Raw genomic sequence first — 15,160 nt, 5'->3', positions numbered from 1 at the left:
AAGGATTAATCAGGCAATTGCCTTTCAAGAATGACCAATACACCAGCTCAGGACTCAGGGTCCTGTTCAGTAGATCTCAGTATGTCTGAGATTTCTGAGAGCACCGCTTCTCAGACCACCGAAGAGGTTTTTACAACAGTCGTCGAGAGCGTTGAAGAACCAGAAGCTCCATCCGGATTTTCGGAATTCGGTTTCAGTGACGCACTCTTAAAAACCCTTGCTGACAAGGGCTACAAAGAACCCTCACCCATCCAAAAGGCGGCCATCCCTGAGCTCATGCTGGGGCGCGATCTCGTGGGCCAAGCGCAAACAGGCACGGGAAAAACCGCCGCTTTTGCTCTGCCTTTACTGGAGAGATTGCAAGGCGACAGCCCGCTCCCGAGCGTGCTTGTGCTGGCACCAACCCGTGAACTGGCGATGCAAGTGGCGGAAGCGTTCAAGGCTTATTCCGCTGGGCATCCCCACCTCAACGTGTTGGCGATCTACGGAGGGTCTGATTTCCGCTCCCAAATCAACGCCTTAAGACGTGGCGTTGACGTTGTGGTTGGGACTCCAGGACGCGTCATGGATCACATGCGCCAAGGAACGCTGAACACAAGCGGATTGCGCAGCCTGGTCCTAGACGAAGCAGATGAAATGCTGCGTATGGGTTTCATCGACGACGTCGAATGGATCCTCGAGCAATTACCTGAAGAACGTCAGGTCGTGCTGTTTTCAGCGACGATGCCGAACGAAATTCGCAGGTTGTCCAAGCGCTACTTGCGTGAACCTGCAGAAATCACGATCAAGACGAAGGAGAAAGAGGCGCGCAGGATCCGTCATCGCTGCATCACGATGCAGAACTCTCACAAAATCGAAGCGCTTAACCGTGTGCTTGAAGCAGTGACTGGCGAAGGCGTGATTATTTTTGCGCGAACCAAAGCCATCACACTCACGGTTGCGGAATCCCTGGAAGCCGCCGGTCACGACGTGGCTGTGCTCAACGGCGACGTGCCCCAAAACCAACGGGAACGCACCGTGGAACGCCTCCGCAAAGGAACCGTCAACATTCTGGTTGCCACCGATGTTGCAGCGCGTGGTCTCGACGTTGACCGCATCGGTCTCGTGATCAACTACGACATGCCTTTTGATAGTGAGGCTTACGTCCACCGCATCGGACGTACGGGCCGAGCTGGACGCAGCGGAGAAGCCATCCTCTTCATCACACCCAGGGAGCGCAGGTTCGTCGGCAATCTCGAACGCGCTGTGGGACAGGCCATTGAACCAATGGATATCCCTAGCAATGCCGAAATCAACCAGAGTCGTCTGGACAGACTTCGCACCCGCCTCAGCGCTGAAGCCACCAGCGAAGACAAACCTGAAGAAGAGACCGCACTGCTTCAGGAGCTCATCCAAAGAGTGGCCCAAGAGCTCGAGGTAGAGCCAGGACAACTCACTCTGGCCGCCATGAGGTTGGCTGTTGGTGAAGGCCCACTGTTGGTCCAAGGCGATGAAAGCTGGCTGAAAGCTCCCATGCGCAACGACCGGCGCGATGACCGACGCGGAGACCGAGGCAACGACCGCGGCAGGAGACCAGAGCGTGCATCACGCCCGCCAGAAGACGACATGGAACGATTCAGAGTTGAAGTCGGTCATCGCGATCGCGTGAAACCGGGCAACCTCGTTGGCGCAATTGCCAATGAATCAGGACTGGAAGGACGCATGATTGGCCGGATTCAGATCTTTGAAACGCACAGCCTTGTAGACCTTCCCAAAGGCATGCCAGAGAACGTCTTTAATTCTCTTCGCCAGCTCAAAGTGATGAACCAGGAGCTTCAAATCCGCAAGGATTCCTAACTCTTGAATCTTCGTCTCCGGATTGTGATCAGTCTCTGCTTATCACCGATGCTGATCACAACTTCAGGATCGTTAGCGAAAGCTTCCGATGATTCAGAAGAAATCAAAAAGTTCTGCATGGCTAGCGTCTCTGCCGCAATGTCTCAAGCTGGGCTAACTCTTCCCGAAGGCATGGGTGATTTCACTTGCTCATGCTTCACCAAAGAGATGAACGGGAAAGGCATTGCTTCCATCCTGCAAGCCCAAAAATTCTGCAAAGAACGCGCTAACGAGAAGTACGGGCCTCTCCTTCAAACACAGTGACATCAATCAGAGTCAAGATGCTCTGAGCAGCACAATGTCGTTGTTGAGTCATTGTCGACCTAGCTCAAACCGCCCTTCCCCATGGCCTGAACTGATTCGTTCAGCAAACCTTTGAGTAGGGAAAAAACATGATGGGCATGGTCAGGATCTCCTGACCATGCAACAGAACAGCGAAAAAAATGAAACTTTTCGATTTTCTGTTCGAATGTTGAGAAATTGCACCAGGCAAGCCTGTAGCGTGGTGTTGCATCAGCTTCATGTTCGGCTCTGATCGGCTCGCTCCCCCAAGCTTCAGCTCTCCAGCTTCAGCATCAAGGACTTTCCTTTTCGGACCAAAACTTTTCTGATCAAATGTCCAACGGTCCCCTCAGGTAATGACCATCTACATCGGCAATCTGTCTTTCCAGGCAGAACAGGAAGATCTTCTCGATCTATTCGGTCAATACGGAGAGGTTAAGAGCGCAAGTCTTCCTCTCGATCGCGAAACAGGTCGCAAACGCGGCTTTGGCTTCGTTGAAATGGCCACAGACGAAGATGAGCAAAAAGCCATCGACGACCTCCAAAACGTGGAGTGGATGGGTCGCATGATCCGCGTCAACAAAGCAACTCCACGTGAGCGCACTGGCGGCGGCGGCGGTGGCGGCGGCCGCGGCGGTTACGGCGGTGGCGGCAACGGCGGTGGCGGCAACGGCGGCGGCGGCGGCGGCGGTTACGGCGGCGGCAACCGCTGGTGATCCGAATGGAGGAGACAGCTCATCGAGCCGTTTCCTCCATTTCGAGCCTGTCATCCAAAACGAAACTGCGATCCATCAATTTTTGAATGTGATCCATTGGTCTTGTCTCATCAGCAGGCAAAACAGAAGCGGCATTCCGTACTTCATCTCGATGCTTCCGCGCTAAGAAGCGATGAAAACGATTGAACGCTCTTGAACGAGTCATACAGTTCCCCGATCTCTAGTTCCGGTCTACACCGTTTCAAGAAATTTGACGCTGTTGGGCAACACAACGCTTGAATAGAGCGTCTTGCCATAGATGATGGCCGCTCCCAATCCAGCTAGGCGCATAAAGCCTGCCCTACCAAGGCTTCTGAGCCATCTTCAGCCCTACAGAAGACGGGTATGGATCGCGGTGAGCTGCTCGATCATCAACAAAGTCTTTGATTTACTTCCTCCTGTTCTGATCGGCCTGGCCGTTGATGTTGTTGTTCAACAGGATTCATCGTGGCTGGCAGCTTTGGGTGCCACAACAGTGCCGAGCCAACTCATCGTGCTTGCGCTGCTGTCCTTCCTGGTCTGGACAGCAGAATCACTTTTTGAATATCTTTACGGCGTTTTGTGGCGCAATCTTGCACAAACCACGCAACACAGCCTGAGATTAGAAGCCTATGACCATCTCCAAAAGCTTGAGATGGATTTTTTCGAGCGAGACAGCACTGGACGGCTACTCACCGTGCTTGGTGATGACATCCATCAACTCGAACGCTTTCTGGAACGTGGTGCCAACGAAATTCTGCAATTAGTGACCACCGTTCTGCTGGTCGGTAGCGCCATGGCACTCCTGGCACCAGGCGTGGCACTCTTCGCATTTGTTCCGATCCCAATCATCCTTGTGGGATCACTCAGTTTTCAACGCCGCCTCGCTCCGCGATATCGCGACGTCCGCCAAAGAGCTGGAGATCTCGCCTCCCGACTGTCTAACAATCTTGGTGGAATGCTCACCATCAAAAGCTTTGCAACTGAAGCATGGGAACTCGAACAACTTCGTACAGCGAGTAATGCCTACCAGCAGTGCAATCGTGAGGTGATTCGAATCTCTGCCGCCTTCATTCCCCTTATTCGCTTTGCGATCTTATTTGCCTTTTTAGCGATTCTTCTGATCGGAGGCATCCAAGCCTGGCAAGGACTAATCGCAGTGGGAACCTACAGCTTTCTGGTTTTCATAACCCAGCGACTGCTGTGGCCTCTAACCACATTGGGGCGAACCCTAGATGATTACCAACGATCAATGGCCTCCACTCAGCGCGTTCTGGATCTCATCGACACACCGATTCAGATCGCCAGCGGAAACATTCGCCTCAACCCAAGTGATATCAAAGGAGACATACGCTATGAACAAGTTTGCTTTTCCTATAAAGATCGCCAACCACTGCTGAACAAGTTCGACCTAAGCATTCATGCTGGACAAACAATTGGCATTGTGGGTGCTACAGGTTCAGGTAAAAGTTCATTGGTCAAACTACTGCTGAGGCTCTATCCGCTCAGTAGCGGCAGGATTTTTCTTGACAACCATCCAATTGCATCGCTGCATCTGCAAGATCTTCGTCGCTGCATTGCACTCGTAAGTCAAGACGTTTACCTCTTCCACGGAAGCGTCGCTGAAAATATTGCCTACGGATCTTCAGAAGCATCCAAGTCGTCCATTATTTGGGCAGCGGAACAAGCCGAAGCCCTAGCCTTTATTCAAGGCCTACCTCAAGAATTTGATACGGTTGTAGGCGAGCGTGGTCAGCGTTTATCAGGTGGTCAACGCCAACGAATCGCCTTGGCTAGAGCCATTTTAAAGAATGTACCCGTGTTGATCCTCGATGAAGCAACGGCCGCGGTTGACAATGAAACAGAGGCTGCGATTCAGCGTTCACTAATGCGCATCACCGCGAATCGGACCACACTGGTTATTGCGCATCGACTCAGCACCGTGCGACATGCCGATCAAATCATTGTGATGGACGCTGGTCGCATTGTGGAACAGGGAACCCATGATCAACTTCTGCACAAACCAGGCGCTTACTCCGACCTCTGGCGGGTTCAAGCTGGCTTACGTAGTGACGAAGCGCTGAGCCTCTAACGCCAAAACCTTTCTTCCAAGACTTCACTGATGGCTGCTTCGCTATCCCACCTGATGCATCACCCACTGGGCATTTTTGCCCAGCTTGTTGCGATCAGCGTCTTGGTTCCGCCCATCACAAGACGGTTAAGGCTTCCTGATCTTGTCGGACTCTTAGTAGCTGGCGTACTGATCGGTCCCCATGTGTTGCATTGGATCGATGCCAAAAGTGAAACGATCACCCTTCTCTCCGATATCGGAGCCATCTATCTGCTGTTCACAGTCGGGCTAGAGATCGACCTTGAAGAGTTCAACAGAGTCAAAAGACGCTCTGTGACATTTGGGGCCCTGATCTTTGTGCTCGGAGTTGGTACAGGGTTCGGGATCGGCCAGATCTTTGGCTTCCCCTTAGTACCCAGTCTCCTATTGGGAGCCCTGATGGCAACGCACACTCCGCTCGGCTATCCGATCGTGAGGAGTTACGGCGCCCAGCGTGACGAGTCCGTAATTGTGAGCGTTGGAAGCACGATTTTCACGGACATTGCAGCGCTGGTCTTGCTCGCTGTAGCCCTAGGCCTTGGCAAGGGAAATCTCACACCGAGCAGCTTTATTGCGCTGCTCATCAGCATCAGCGTGTTTGCTTGTGTCGTCGTCTTGGGCATTCGAATGATTGGGCGACATCTATGGATGCGCAACGTCATCGATGAAAACAGGGTGTTTCTGGCGGTGTTACTCACCTTGTTTGTGGCCTCCCTCGGTGCTGAACTCGCGGGGGTTGAAAAAATCGTGGGCGCTTTTTTGGCTGGGCTCGCCGTGAATTCCGTCCTTCCAGAAGGCAAGGTCAAAGAGCAGGTGATCTTTGTAGGGGGAGCCTTATTCATCCCCATTTTCTTCATTCATTTGGGACTGCTGCTCGATCTCGGCAGCATCGCCGACAGCATTAGCAACATTGAGTTCACCGCCCTAATGCTCACTGGAGCTTTGGGATGCAAGGCACTTGCTGCAGTGATCGCTGGGCGCTGGTTCCGCTACAGCCGCAATCAAATGCTGCTGATGTGGTCACTTGCCATGCCCAAGGTGGCTGCCACGCTTGCAACCGCGTTCATTGGTTTTCAGGCCGGCTTACTCGACAACACAGTTCTCAACGCCGTTCTTGCCGTAATGGTTGTGACGGCAACGCTCGGTCCAACTCTCACCACACGCTCCGTTGTGGCCCTGATGGAACCGAATGAGCGCTCCCCATACGGCACAACAGGACTCGATGAAGATCAAGAGGTCCCCGGAGAGGTGGTACGCCGCCCTCTCAAAGTGTTGGTCCCAGTTGCCAATCCAGACACAGAGTTGAGCCTGCTCAAATTGGCCGCTCGACTCTCCCAGGGAGAAGGCGATCACAACGGACAACTCCTACCCCTCGCATTAGTGAGTCCAAGCCTTGAAGAGGCCCGCGGTGGCTTAAATCGAGCGCTATCAGCGGCAAGAGCCAGGCTGAATCAGGCGGCAAGCAACGGAGAGGGCCTCACTGCAACCACGCGATGTCTGTTGCGCGTGGATGATGACATCGCTGCAGGCATGAGTCGAAGCGCTTTAGAGGAGGGTGCCGATCTGCTTTTGATTGGAGCCGGACGGCCTGACCCACTGCGCAAATGGCTCCTGGGAGACCTGGTCGACGGGGTCTGCCGAACCGCGCATTGCCCAGTGGTCGTTGCCAATCTTGGGCGACGAGAACTCAATGATCTCAACCAAATCCTGGTTCCAATCAAAGATCTATCGGCGAGTGCCCGCGAACAATTTGAGCTCGCCCTTCGGCTCCTATCAACCGCACCAGACCCAACATCCACCACCATTAGTCTTCTCCACATCCATGATCCACGCTTTAACCGACACGAACGATCCTGGATGGAGCAGCAACTGATGAGTTGGTGTCCTCGCAACATCTCTAGCCAACAAATTCAAATCAAATTGCTGCAGGGACCAGGCATCGATTCAAAAATCCACTGGTTCAGCAAAAACCAAGATCTCGTGATCTTGCGATCACAACGACGGCGGGTCGCGGGCCTCCCCATTCCGGCTAGTGATCGCACGAGCAATTTGGTCCATCAGTTGGCCTGCCCAGCCCTAATGATCAGCGATCCCCTCAATTAATCATGGTTCACACCACACAAACATCAACACAATCGAACTGCTGGAGGAACAGACCTAAGATTTGAAGATGAACGGCCAAAGAAGTCCGAACAAAAAATCCCTGCTCACAGCAGCAGTGCTTGGACTCTTTGGTGGATTGCTGCTGTCGATACCTCTGAGTCGATCTCTCCTTCCATCAACAGAACTCCCCAAGCTGACCTCAATCAGCAACCCATTCGAAGGCTGGTCGAGCTTTGATAATGAAAACATCGTTGTTCTCGGAATGGATGCTGGAGGCGGCAATACAGACACTATTTTTATTCTAAGTATTGAGAATGGTGATACTTCAATCATTCAAGTTCCAAGAGACAGTTATATCAATTCACGCAGCTTTGGACCAATGAAGGCCAACGCACTCCATGCCAGAGGTGGGCCAAATGCTGTCAAAACAGAATTAACGCGCCTAATGGGTCGCCCAATTAATCATCATATACTCGTTAATTTAGAAGGGATCCGCACCATTAGTGATTTACTTGGGGGTCTAGAAGTTGATGTACCAAAACGCCTCTACTACCAAGACAAAAGCCAAGGATTATTGATCGATCTTCAACCAGGTCGCCAGGTCCTCAAAGGCCGTGAGCTCGAAGGGTTTCTACGCTGGCGCCACGATGGACAGGGTGATTTAGGACGACTTGACCGACAACAACTTGTGTTAAAAAGTCTCTTCAACAAACTCATCCAACCTCAGCATCTGATCCGTCTGCCAGCCCTAATCACAGCAGCTGGACGTAATCTTGAAACAGATCTTGGTCCTATGGAGTTGGGAAAATTAATCACCACCATGGGAACAACAGATCTTCAAACGAGTCGACTAAAAGCCCGTCCTTTTTATCAAAATGGAGTGAGTTATCTCGACACACAATGGCCTGCGAAGGAGACAACAAGGGGAGTCGATGCGAATGAGTCCAGCAGCAGGCGCTTCCAATTGTTGTTCTGAACGCGTCTAAAAGGTAGCACTTCCAGCATGAACGACAACCTTGTCAAACAAAGCCTGCGACTGGGAATCAGTGTCTTAATCACCTGTGCAATCGCTCAACACTTTGACCGCATCAACTTCGTTTGGTATCCGGTCTTGGCCGTAATTTTCGTAGTAGATGATCAAGATGAAAACACACTCCGAGCAGCTCGAGGAAGGATTCTCGGCACGGTGACTGGGGGGTTGGTCGTTTTTCTAGTTCACACGCTTCTATCAGGCTGGATCGGAATTTTGATCAGTCTTCTCATTACCGTTCCCTTGCTTCGGCGCCTCGGTTGGAGCAGCGGTTTATCGACTGCTGTTGTGATCACTGTGATGTTTTTAGGGATCCATGATTACACGCTATTGGATTGGAATTACGTTCTAAATAGAAGTATTGATACCCTAGTTGGCATTTGCGTAGCGTTAGTGATAAGCCATTTGCTTTGGCCTAAAGATCGCTTGAAGCGTATGGAAGAGCTCCATGAACTATTAATGGCGACACTAAATCAGCGAATGTTTCAACATATGCAAGCCCTTCAGGGACTTACACCAATGCCAGCCCCCTTGAATCCTGTTTCGCTCACAAGAAATATTTTAGAAATCCAGCGTCTGATGAATATCGAGCAACAACTGGGTCCGCGGCGTCGCGATCAGCTCACTCGGCTGCGCTGGAATCAACGCATCAGCCTATGGCGTAGTCTTCAATCACATTGGATATTGATCGAGCGACTTCTAGATTCTTTATCCGGTAAGTACCAGCCTCTGCGATTACCTGAATTAGCACAACAATTAGATCCAAACCATGTGATTGGTTGGAATCGATTACAACTTCATGATCAAAATCAGCTTCATCCGATTGGTCTTGCGCAACAGATCCTCCTGGAGGAGGAGTGCACACGCTTCCTTCGACTCGTCAGCAGTCAAAGAAGACTCAATCGCATTTTGATTCAAGGAACGCATCGATGATGGACGATATCCACCATTCCCAACGTGGACACCAGCAGCGACCCTGGTTTACACGACAAGATCTACGACTAGCAGCTGTAACGGGATTAAGTGCCGGGCTTGGCCTCCTAAGCCCCATTCCCTATGGGTATTACCTACCGTTAACAACAACAGCTGTCTTATCGAGCACCTACGGCAATTCAATGAAGCTCGGCATTCAAAGGCTGCTGGGCTCACTCATGGGTGTCATTATTCTAATTATTTTTACACGTGGGCTTGAGCTTCCTCTTCCTTTAGGGCTAGGACTCGCACTTGCTATAACCAGGCTTTTTGGAGGAATCCTAGGACTGCAAGTGGGCTACAAAGTGGCTGGAAATATCATCGTGATGGGATGGCTTGTCCATGAACAGAACGCAACTGTTTGGGGTCCCATTCGCCTCTTCTGGACTGGGCTTGGCATTGTCATTTCACTGTGGGCCTCACAATCGATATGGCCCAGTCGAACAATTCCCAACTTACATGGACAATTTGCATCACTTCTTTCTTCGATCGGACAAGAATTAATAAATGAAAGCAGTCGACTCAAACAACAGTTTCCAACCGCGACTTCGCCAAAACAACAACAGGCAATCCGCATCTCCCTCCAGAAACAACTCAATGCCGCAAGACAACAACAGGTCTTGGCACAGATGGAGCTGGGTGTCAATCCTGAACAGCACCCATTGCATGGCCTTTGGTCCAGAATCGATCTTTTAACTTCACAGCTACTCACCTCTTTATGGGCCATAAAAAGCTTGACAATTCCCATTCAGAAGCCCGATCAGATCAAGCAAATCCACTATAAAGAATCAGAGTTAATCGACATAATGAGCACTCAAATACTAAGAATCAGCGCAGAACTGAAAAACCCCAAAACGATCAATTGTCAAGAATTTAATCCTAAAGCAATGCTTGAAATTAAGATTCTATCTCAAGATTTTAATCAATGGCTTGAACAGACGACAGAAGGAACTTTTGCCACTAATATCAAACAGATAAGCAAACAACAGCTTAGACAAATTATCCTAAGAATGACACTCATTGACTACATCCGATCAGCAATCGTAGAAGCGACATCTCCCCACTCCAAGTCAACTATCACAAACATTCACAGGTGAAGACTTCAAGCACTTTCAAGCACAGAGAGTGAAGCCGATCTTAAGATTGGAATCTATTTGCCAACCACTCAGTCTATTCACTTAAAAAATGATTGAAGATGTTGGCGATCATTTGTTGGGGCATCGTTCAGCTTACAAACAGTCTCATGGTCACCATCGATCTGGATCGCTAGCGATCAAACTCAACGAAGTTGCGCAATGGGCACCTATCACACGTGTCCAATGTGCGTAAACATACCCAAAAGTCGTATTTGAAGAGATTTCCGAGGCACGTGTTGAAATCCTCCCGCTGTGATCTGGTCCTAACCCGCTACCTATCCGCGATCGGATTGATTTGCGGCACCTACGCGCCTGTATCTGCCCAGACCAACGTTGCTCCTCTTAATGAAGGTGGCACAACAGAACAACTTGAAAAAAGTTGGGAACGTCTCAATAACCAAGTTGACGCCATTGACACGTTGACCGGCCCAGCACCAGCGATCGAGAGCAGTGACGATCTCAGATCCCTAGAGGTTCCCAAACTGCTCATCGATGTCAATGCCCCCGCATCCGCTGAGCTGACAGAGCAAGATACGCAGCCAGACCCTCTTCTTCGCCTTCCTTCTGCGGCTGACAAGCCAGCGCGCATTCTTTCTCTCACGCTTGAAAATGCTGTCACGCTTGCCTTCCGCAACAATCCTTCCCTTGGCGCTCAGCGGGATTTAATCAAGGCCCAGGCCGCCACCATTGCATCCGAATCAAGTCGCTACTGGCCAACGATCAGCGTATTCGCCAATGTCGATGGATTTCAAAGCGGAACAACCACGTACAACCCCTACGGCAACAACACTTACGGGCTGGGATCACTCTTTAACCGAAAAGGTCAAACGCCCAATTTTGCTTTCACAAACGATGGAAACCAGGTCAGTGGAGCAAGCGCTGGCCCCTTCTACGTCCCATCCGGAGGGGGTCTCGGCGCTGTAATGAATGGCGTTTCCGCCGATGCAGGCCTTCAAGTCGACTACGACATTATTAATTTTGCTCGAACTCCCAGAGTTCAAGCGGCGCAAGCCCGACTCACACAACAAGAAAATCTCTATGCCGACCGATTAAGAGTCATTCAGCTTGAAGTGAGTGAGGCCTATTACAACCTTCAACGTGCTGAGCAACTTGTACAGATTCGCGATGCAATCGTTCGTACTGATCTGGTTGTTTTGGAAGACACTCTTGATCTCAAACAAGCTGGTCTTGTTCCGAGAGTGGATCTGTTGAGACGGAGCAGCCTTCTCGCTGCAGATGAAGAAAGCTTGATCCAAGCAATGGCTGATCGTGCGGTAGCCCGACGCGAACTTTGGACTGTTCTCAACCTGTCAAGTGAGATCACACCCAGTGCACAGGATCCCATCAGCCTCCAACCACGATGGCCCCTGAACTTAGAAAAAACTGTGTTGGCGGCTTACGACGACAATCCAGAACTCACAGCAATTCTCGCCACACAACAAGCCCTCATCCGTCGCCAAGACGAAGCGGCTGCCCAGCTACTACCGCGACTCAGCCTGTTTGCAGCAGCCGGTGGCCTGGGATCCGTGGAGCGAACCTTCAATCTTGCGCTGATCGGGGGTGGATGCTGCGGAGATACTTTTCTTCCCCTCGAACAGGTGAGTGGGTACGAATGGTCGGTAGGGCTGGCTTTCAACTGGATGATTTTTGATGCCGGTGGAACGTCAAACAGAGTGAAAGCACTGCAACTTCAAGAGCAAGCAACCGCCGAACAATATGCAAGCACCCGAAATGCGATTCGCTTACGCCTGGAGCGAGCTTTTTTAAACCATGAAGCCAGCTTGGCGAAATTGGTCTCAGCCAGACGAGCGGTAGGCGCCAGCAAGGAGGCCTTCCGAGACACGCAATTGCGCTATCAGACTGGGCTCAGCGATGAAATCGACCTTTCCATTACCCAGGAACAGCTCGTGAATGCCTTGGTACGACGGTTATTCGCCACTGTGGATGTGAATGTCACCTATGCACGCATGCTGCGTGAACTCTTACCCATGCCTAAAAATCCAAACCATCCAGTTTTAACCCAATTAACGCTTAGTTTTCCTTGAAAACAGTCCTAGCTAGTTAGTCCTTGAAGTCCACCAGCGCTCAATTCGATATCCAAAAATCACTAAAAAGACAACAAACCAAAACCATAATTCTGGTGGATTGGCATTTAATAGCACGATCAATAAAACCAACTCAGAAATCAACCAAGGAATCTCTTGCTTCAGTAATGGGCGTATGGACATTTTAGAAACAGAATCAGGGAAGAGTGTCAGGTTGACGCAGGAAAGGTCGATCAAAAAGGCGATCAATCCTCAATGAGCGATAACCACCTGTGAGCGAACGAAGCCCGGGCAAGACATAGGTAATCGGTGAGCGCCATTCCACATAAGCAAAGGCATCCACGGTCAAACCATCGCGAATCGGGAAGACTCCACTGCCATCAGAAAGCGTCCAAAGGAAACCATCATCAGACGTTGATTGACGCTGCAGAGTGATCTCAGTACGCATCACTGGGCCATCTCCAGCCAAGTCATTCGCTAACTGTGCATTACCGGTCGTCGTGGCGATATCTTCCTGCGTTGCAGGCAACGTGAGCACACTCTTCACCTTTCCTTCAATGCCACCAAAACGCCCTCGTTGGTTCCAGCGCGGAACCACTTCAACAGGCAACCCAAGGGGTAGTCGACGCGCATCCGCAGGTGGGAAGTAGGCAACAGCGATCAGATCGGGGCCGTTACCTCGTGCCACATCACCACGGCCAATCGTGCCAAGACGATCCCCCATTTTGATCGTCTGACCAGGAATCACCTGAAGATCCAGCACGCGGCCGTCGCGCTGCGCTGTGATCGTGCCATCAAAGGCCAATTTCGCCTCGCTAACGCGAATTTTCCGCTTCAGATCATCAATCACGAAGGACCGATCGAGCTGCTCAGACTCAAGATCAAGTTTGATTTGTTGAAATGATGTAAGGGCCTGTTTGCTTTGAATCTTGAGATCATCCAAAGCAACGCTGGTACTTGTCAGTCCTTGCTGCGCCGACACCACATCGCTAGACAGTGGAGCCACCACAGCCCGCCGCGATAACCATTCAAGATTGCGAAGCTTCCCGGCAAAAGTGCTCTGAAGTTCACCCAGCCGGCGCTCGTCGTCTTTGAGCTTAGCGAGAGTGGTATCAAGAGTTTGTCGTGCCGTCTCAAGCCTCAATGCATCGCGCTGATTTAACTCGATATTTTGTTTTTGAAGCTGATTTAAATTGCCTTTCTCTTGCTCTAGTTCACGTTCAAGCTCAGGTAAGTACAGCGTCATCAGGACCTGCTGTTTCTCAACGCGATCGCCTACACCTACATCAACGTTCAAGACTTGACCAGCAGACCTGGCATTCAAAACACCAGCATTATCTGGATAGATCAGAACACCTTTACCCTCAACTTGAGTAGGAACAGGCCAAAACAGAAGCCAAACGCCAAGCAGTCCCCCGATTCCCGCCAAACAAGCACCAACTTGTTGATGGTCATCAAGACCATCCCAACGAGTTTTGATCTTATGGAAGGAGATCAAAGACACAATGATTGTCGCTGTTGCAGGACCATCGTGACAACCAGGGATGAGGACGAGCCTTCGAAGATCAATCGTCTGTCATCGATGTTCAAGGCTCATTCCTTCCCACAGTTGCAAACACAGATCAGATCAACAACGTAAACGATGTAATCACAGATTCAAATAAGTCTTTAACGCGAGGCCAGCGGCTTTCATTGGTGCTTGTGGCAAGGGTGTACAAGCGGCCTCGATCCACAACGACGGTGGCCAGCTCATGGCGATCGCGATCCTGAAGATGCACGGCGTACTCCAAGTCATAAAACGTATGACCTGAGGCCTCCCGCTCTCGTGCCTCGATCAACTCAGCATTGCGGCCGCTGCCATCTGGAGCGATCACGTCACGGCGCAAACGTTCCCCAACGGCAACAGCACTGCCCAGTGCCTGCAGGTCGTTATCAGCATTCACTTCCGAGACCACAAGGCTCACCGTTTCATCGCTGTTGATCAGATCGTGAAAAACAACCGTGGGCCCCCCCGTAACCGCTACCCGGGTCCAACCCGTGGGATAGAGGAAGGCATATCTGCCGTCAGGACTTTGGAACGAGTTAAGGCCGGCTCCAGCACCGCTGCAAGCGGTAAGCAACACAACACAGACAATGCTGAGGAGCGATCGGAGCGGAACTTGCAACGGAAAGCGCATCGAATCGTTCATGAATCCATCCCATTCTGCCCGGAGATCTCCCTGCCTAGATTTCAAAGACTTGCAGAAGAGTTCTGAGCGGCTTCACCCGACCGTTAGCACGGTTGATCGACCAGTTCGAACGTCTCCCCGGCATTGGTCCACGGACTGCACAACGGCTGGCCCTTCATTTGCTGCGCCAACCAGAAGAGCAGATCCATAGTTTTGCTGATGCTCTCTTGGCAGCAAGGAGTCAGGTGGGGGAATGTCAAACCTGTTTCCATCTCAGTGCGGAACCCACCTGTGAGATCTGCAGGAATCCAGAGCGCTCCATAGGCTTGCTTTGCGTCGTTGCCGATTCAAGGGATCTGCTCGCCCTCGAACGCACCAGAGAATATGTAGGCACTTACCACGTTTTGGGTGGCCTGATCTCTCCAATGGACGGCATCGGACCAGAAATGCTGCAGATCAGCAGCCTCGTCAAAAGAGTTGCAGCAGATGAAATTAAAGAGGTGATCCTTGCTCTCACCCCAAGCGTGGAGGGGGATACCACGAGTCTTTATTTGGCACGCCTACTCAAACCGTTTACGGAAGTGAGTCGAATCGCCTACGGCCTTCCCGTTGGAAGCGAACTGGAATATGCCGACGATGTCACCTTGAGTCGGGCTTTGGAAGGGCGTCGAGCAGTTGAATGAAACTCCAAGAGCCGCGGTCATG

Annotated in this window: 13 protein-coding genes; 10 read left to right on the top strand and 3 right to left on the bottom strand. The window is 51.2% G+C overall.

The genetic code is table 11. The annotated features are described in order from the left end of the window. The first annotated feature begins 30 nt into the window (after window positions 1–30). The 3 genes from SynMVIR181_RS05155 (at window position 31) to SynMVIR181_RS05145 (ending at window position 2,873) form a co-directional block, all read left to right on the top strand. Complete coding sequence (locus tag SynMVIR181_RS05155) at window positions 31–1,836, top strand: DEAD/DEAH box helicase (protein ID WP_186525029.1); 1,806 nt, start codon at window positions 31–33, stop codon at window positions 1,834–1,836. Between the two features lie 48 nt (window positions 1,837–1,884). Then, window positions 1,885–2,139 (top strand): hypothetical protein, encoded by a 255-nt coding sequence (locus SynMVIR181_RS05150; RefSeq protein WP_186590218.1) that lies wholly within the window; start codon window positions 1,885–1,887, stop codon window positions 2,137–2,139. 374 nt (window positions 2,140–2,513) lie between these two features. Next, window positions 2,514–2,873 (top strand): RNA-binding protein, encoded by a 360-nt coding sequence (locus tag SynMVIR181_RS05145; RefSeq protein WP_186590217.1) that lies wholly within the window; start codon window positions 2,514–2,516, stop codon window positions 2,871–2,873. Window positions 2,874–2,892: 19 nt separating this feature from the next. Here the strand turns inward: SynMVIR181_RS05145 and SynMVIR181_RS05140 are convergent, their stop codons facing one another. After that, window positions 2,893–3,078, bottom strand: coding sequence for a hypothetical protein (locus tag SynMVIR181_RS05140; RefSeq protein WP_186525026.1), 186 nt, complete (start codon window positions 3,076–3,078; stop codon window positions 2,893–2,895). Window positions 3,079–3,174: 96 nt separating this feature from the next. Here SynMVIR181_RS05140 and SynMVIR181_RS05135 point away from each other — a divergent pair, with 96 nt between their 5' ends. From SynMVIR181_RS05135 to SynMVIR181_RS05110, 6 genes are all read left to right on the top strand, one after another. After that, the gene (locus tag SynMVIR181_RS05135; protein WP_186590523.1) at window positions 3,175–4,983 is read left to right on the top strand and encodes an ABC transporter ATP-binding protein; all 1,809 of its coding nucleotides are present in this window, start codon (window positions 3,175–3,177) and stop codon (window positions 4,981–4,983) included. Between the two features lie 30 nt (window positions 4,984–5,013). Then, window positions 5,014–7,104: a cation:proton antiporter gene (locus tag SynMVIR181_RS05130; RefSeq protein WP_186590216.1), complete on the top strand. Its 2,091-nt coding sequence runs from the start codon at window positions 5,014–5,016 to the stop codon at window positions 7,102–7,104. Between the two features lie 67 nt (window positions 7,105–7,171). After that, a complete protein-coding gene (locus tag SynMVIR181_RS05125) occupies window positions 7,172–8,080 on the top strand; it encodes an LCP family protein (protein WP_186590215.1) in 909 nt (302 codons plus the stop codon). 27 nt (window positions 8,081–8,107) lie between these two features. After that, window positions 8,108–9,067, top strand: coding sequence for an aromatic acid exporter family protein (locus tag SynMVIR181_RS05120; protein WP_186590214.1), 960 nt, complete (start codon window positions 8,108–8,110; stop codon window positions 9,065–9,067). Further along, a complete protein-coding gene (locus tag SynMVIR181_RS05115) occupies window positions 9,064–10,203 on the top strand; it encodes an FUSC family protein (protein WP_370593878.1) in 1,140 nt (379 codons plus the stop codon). Before SynMVIR181_RS05120 ends, SynMVIR181_RS05115 begins: the two co-directional genes overlap by 4 nt. Window positions 10,204–10,475: 272 nt before the next feature. Beyond that, entirely contained in the window at window positions 10,476–12,287 is a 1,812-nt protein-coding gene (locus tag SynMVIR181_RS05110; RefSeq protein WP_255444456.1) for a TolC family protein, read from the top strand. 196 nt (window positions 12,288–12,483) lie between these two features. Here the strand turns inward: SynMVIR181_RS05110 and SynMVIR181_RS05105 are convergent, their stop codons facing one another. Together SynMVIR181_RS05105 and psbP are read right to left on the bottom strand one after the other, a co-directional pair. Further along, on the bottom strand, window positions 12,484–13,791 hold the full coding sequence (locus SynMVIR181_RS05105) for an NHLP bacteriocin system secretion protein (RefSeq protein ID WP_186590211.1): 1,308 nt from the start codon (window positions 13,789–13,791) through the stop codon (window positions 12,484–12,486). A gap of 118 nt (window positions 13,792–13,909) precedes the next feature. Further along, window positions 13,910–14,464 carry a photosystem II reaction center PsbP gene (gene psbP, locus SynMVIR181_RS05100; RefSeq protein WP_186525482.1) on the bottom strand — a complete coding sequence of 185 codons (555 nt, stop codon included), beginning with the start codon at window positions 14,462–14,464 and terminating at the stop codon, window positions 13,910–13,912. Window positions 14,465–14,568: 104 nt separating this feature from the next. Between psbP and recR the strand changes: the two genes are divergently transcribed. Next, window positions 14,569–15,138 (top strand): recombination mediator RecR, encoded by a 570-nt coding sequence (gene recR / locus SynMVIR181_RS05095; protein ID WP_370586562.1) that lies wholly within the window; start codon window positions 14,569–14,571, stop codon window positions 15,136–15,138. Window positions 15,139–15,160 lie beyond the last annotated feature (22 nt).

This window comes from Synechococcus sp. MVIR-18-1 (assembly GCF_014279835.1).
Taxonomy (GTDB): domain Bacteria; phylum Cyanobacteriota; class Cyanobacteriia; order PCC-6307; family Cyanobiaceae; genus Synechococcus_C.
This window is presented reverse-complemented; position numbering and strand designations above follow the sequence as displayed.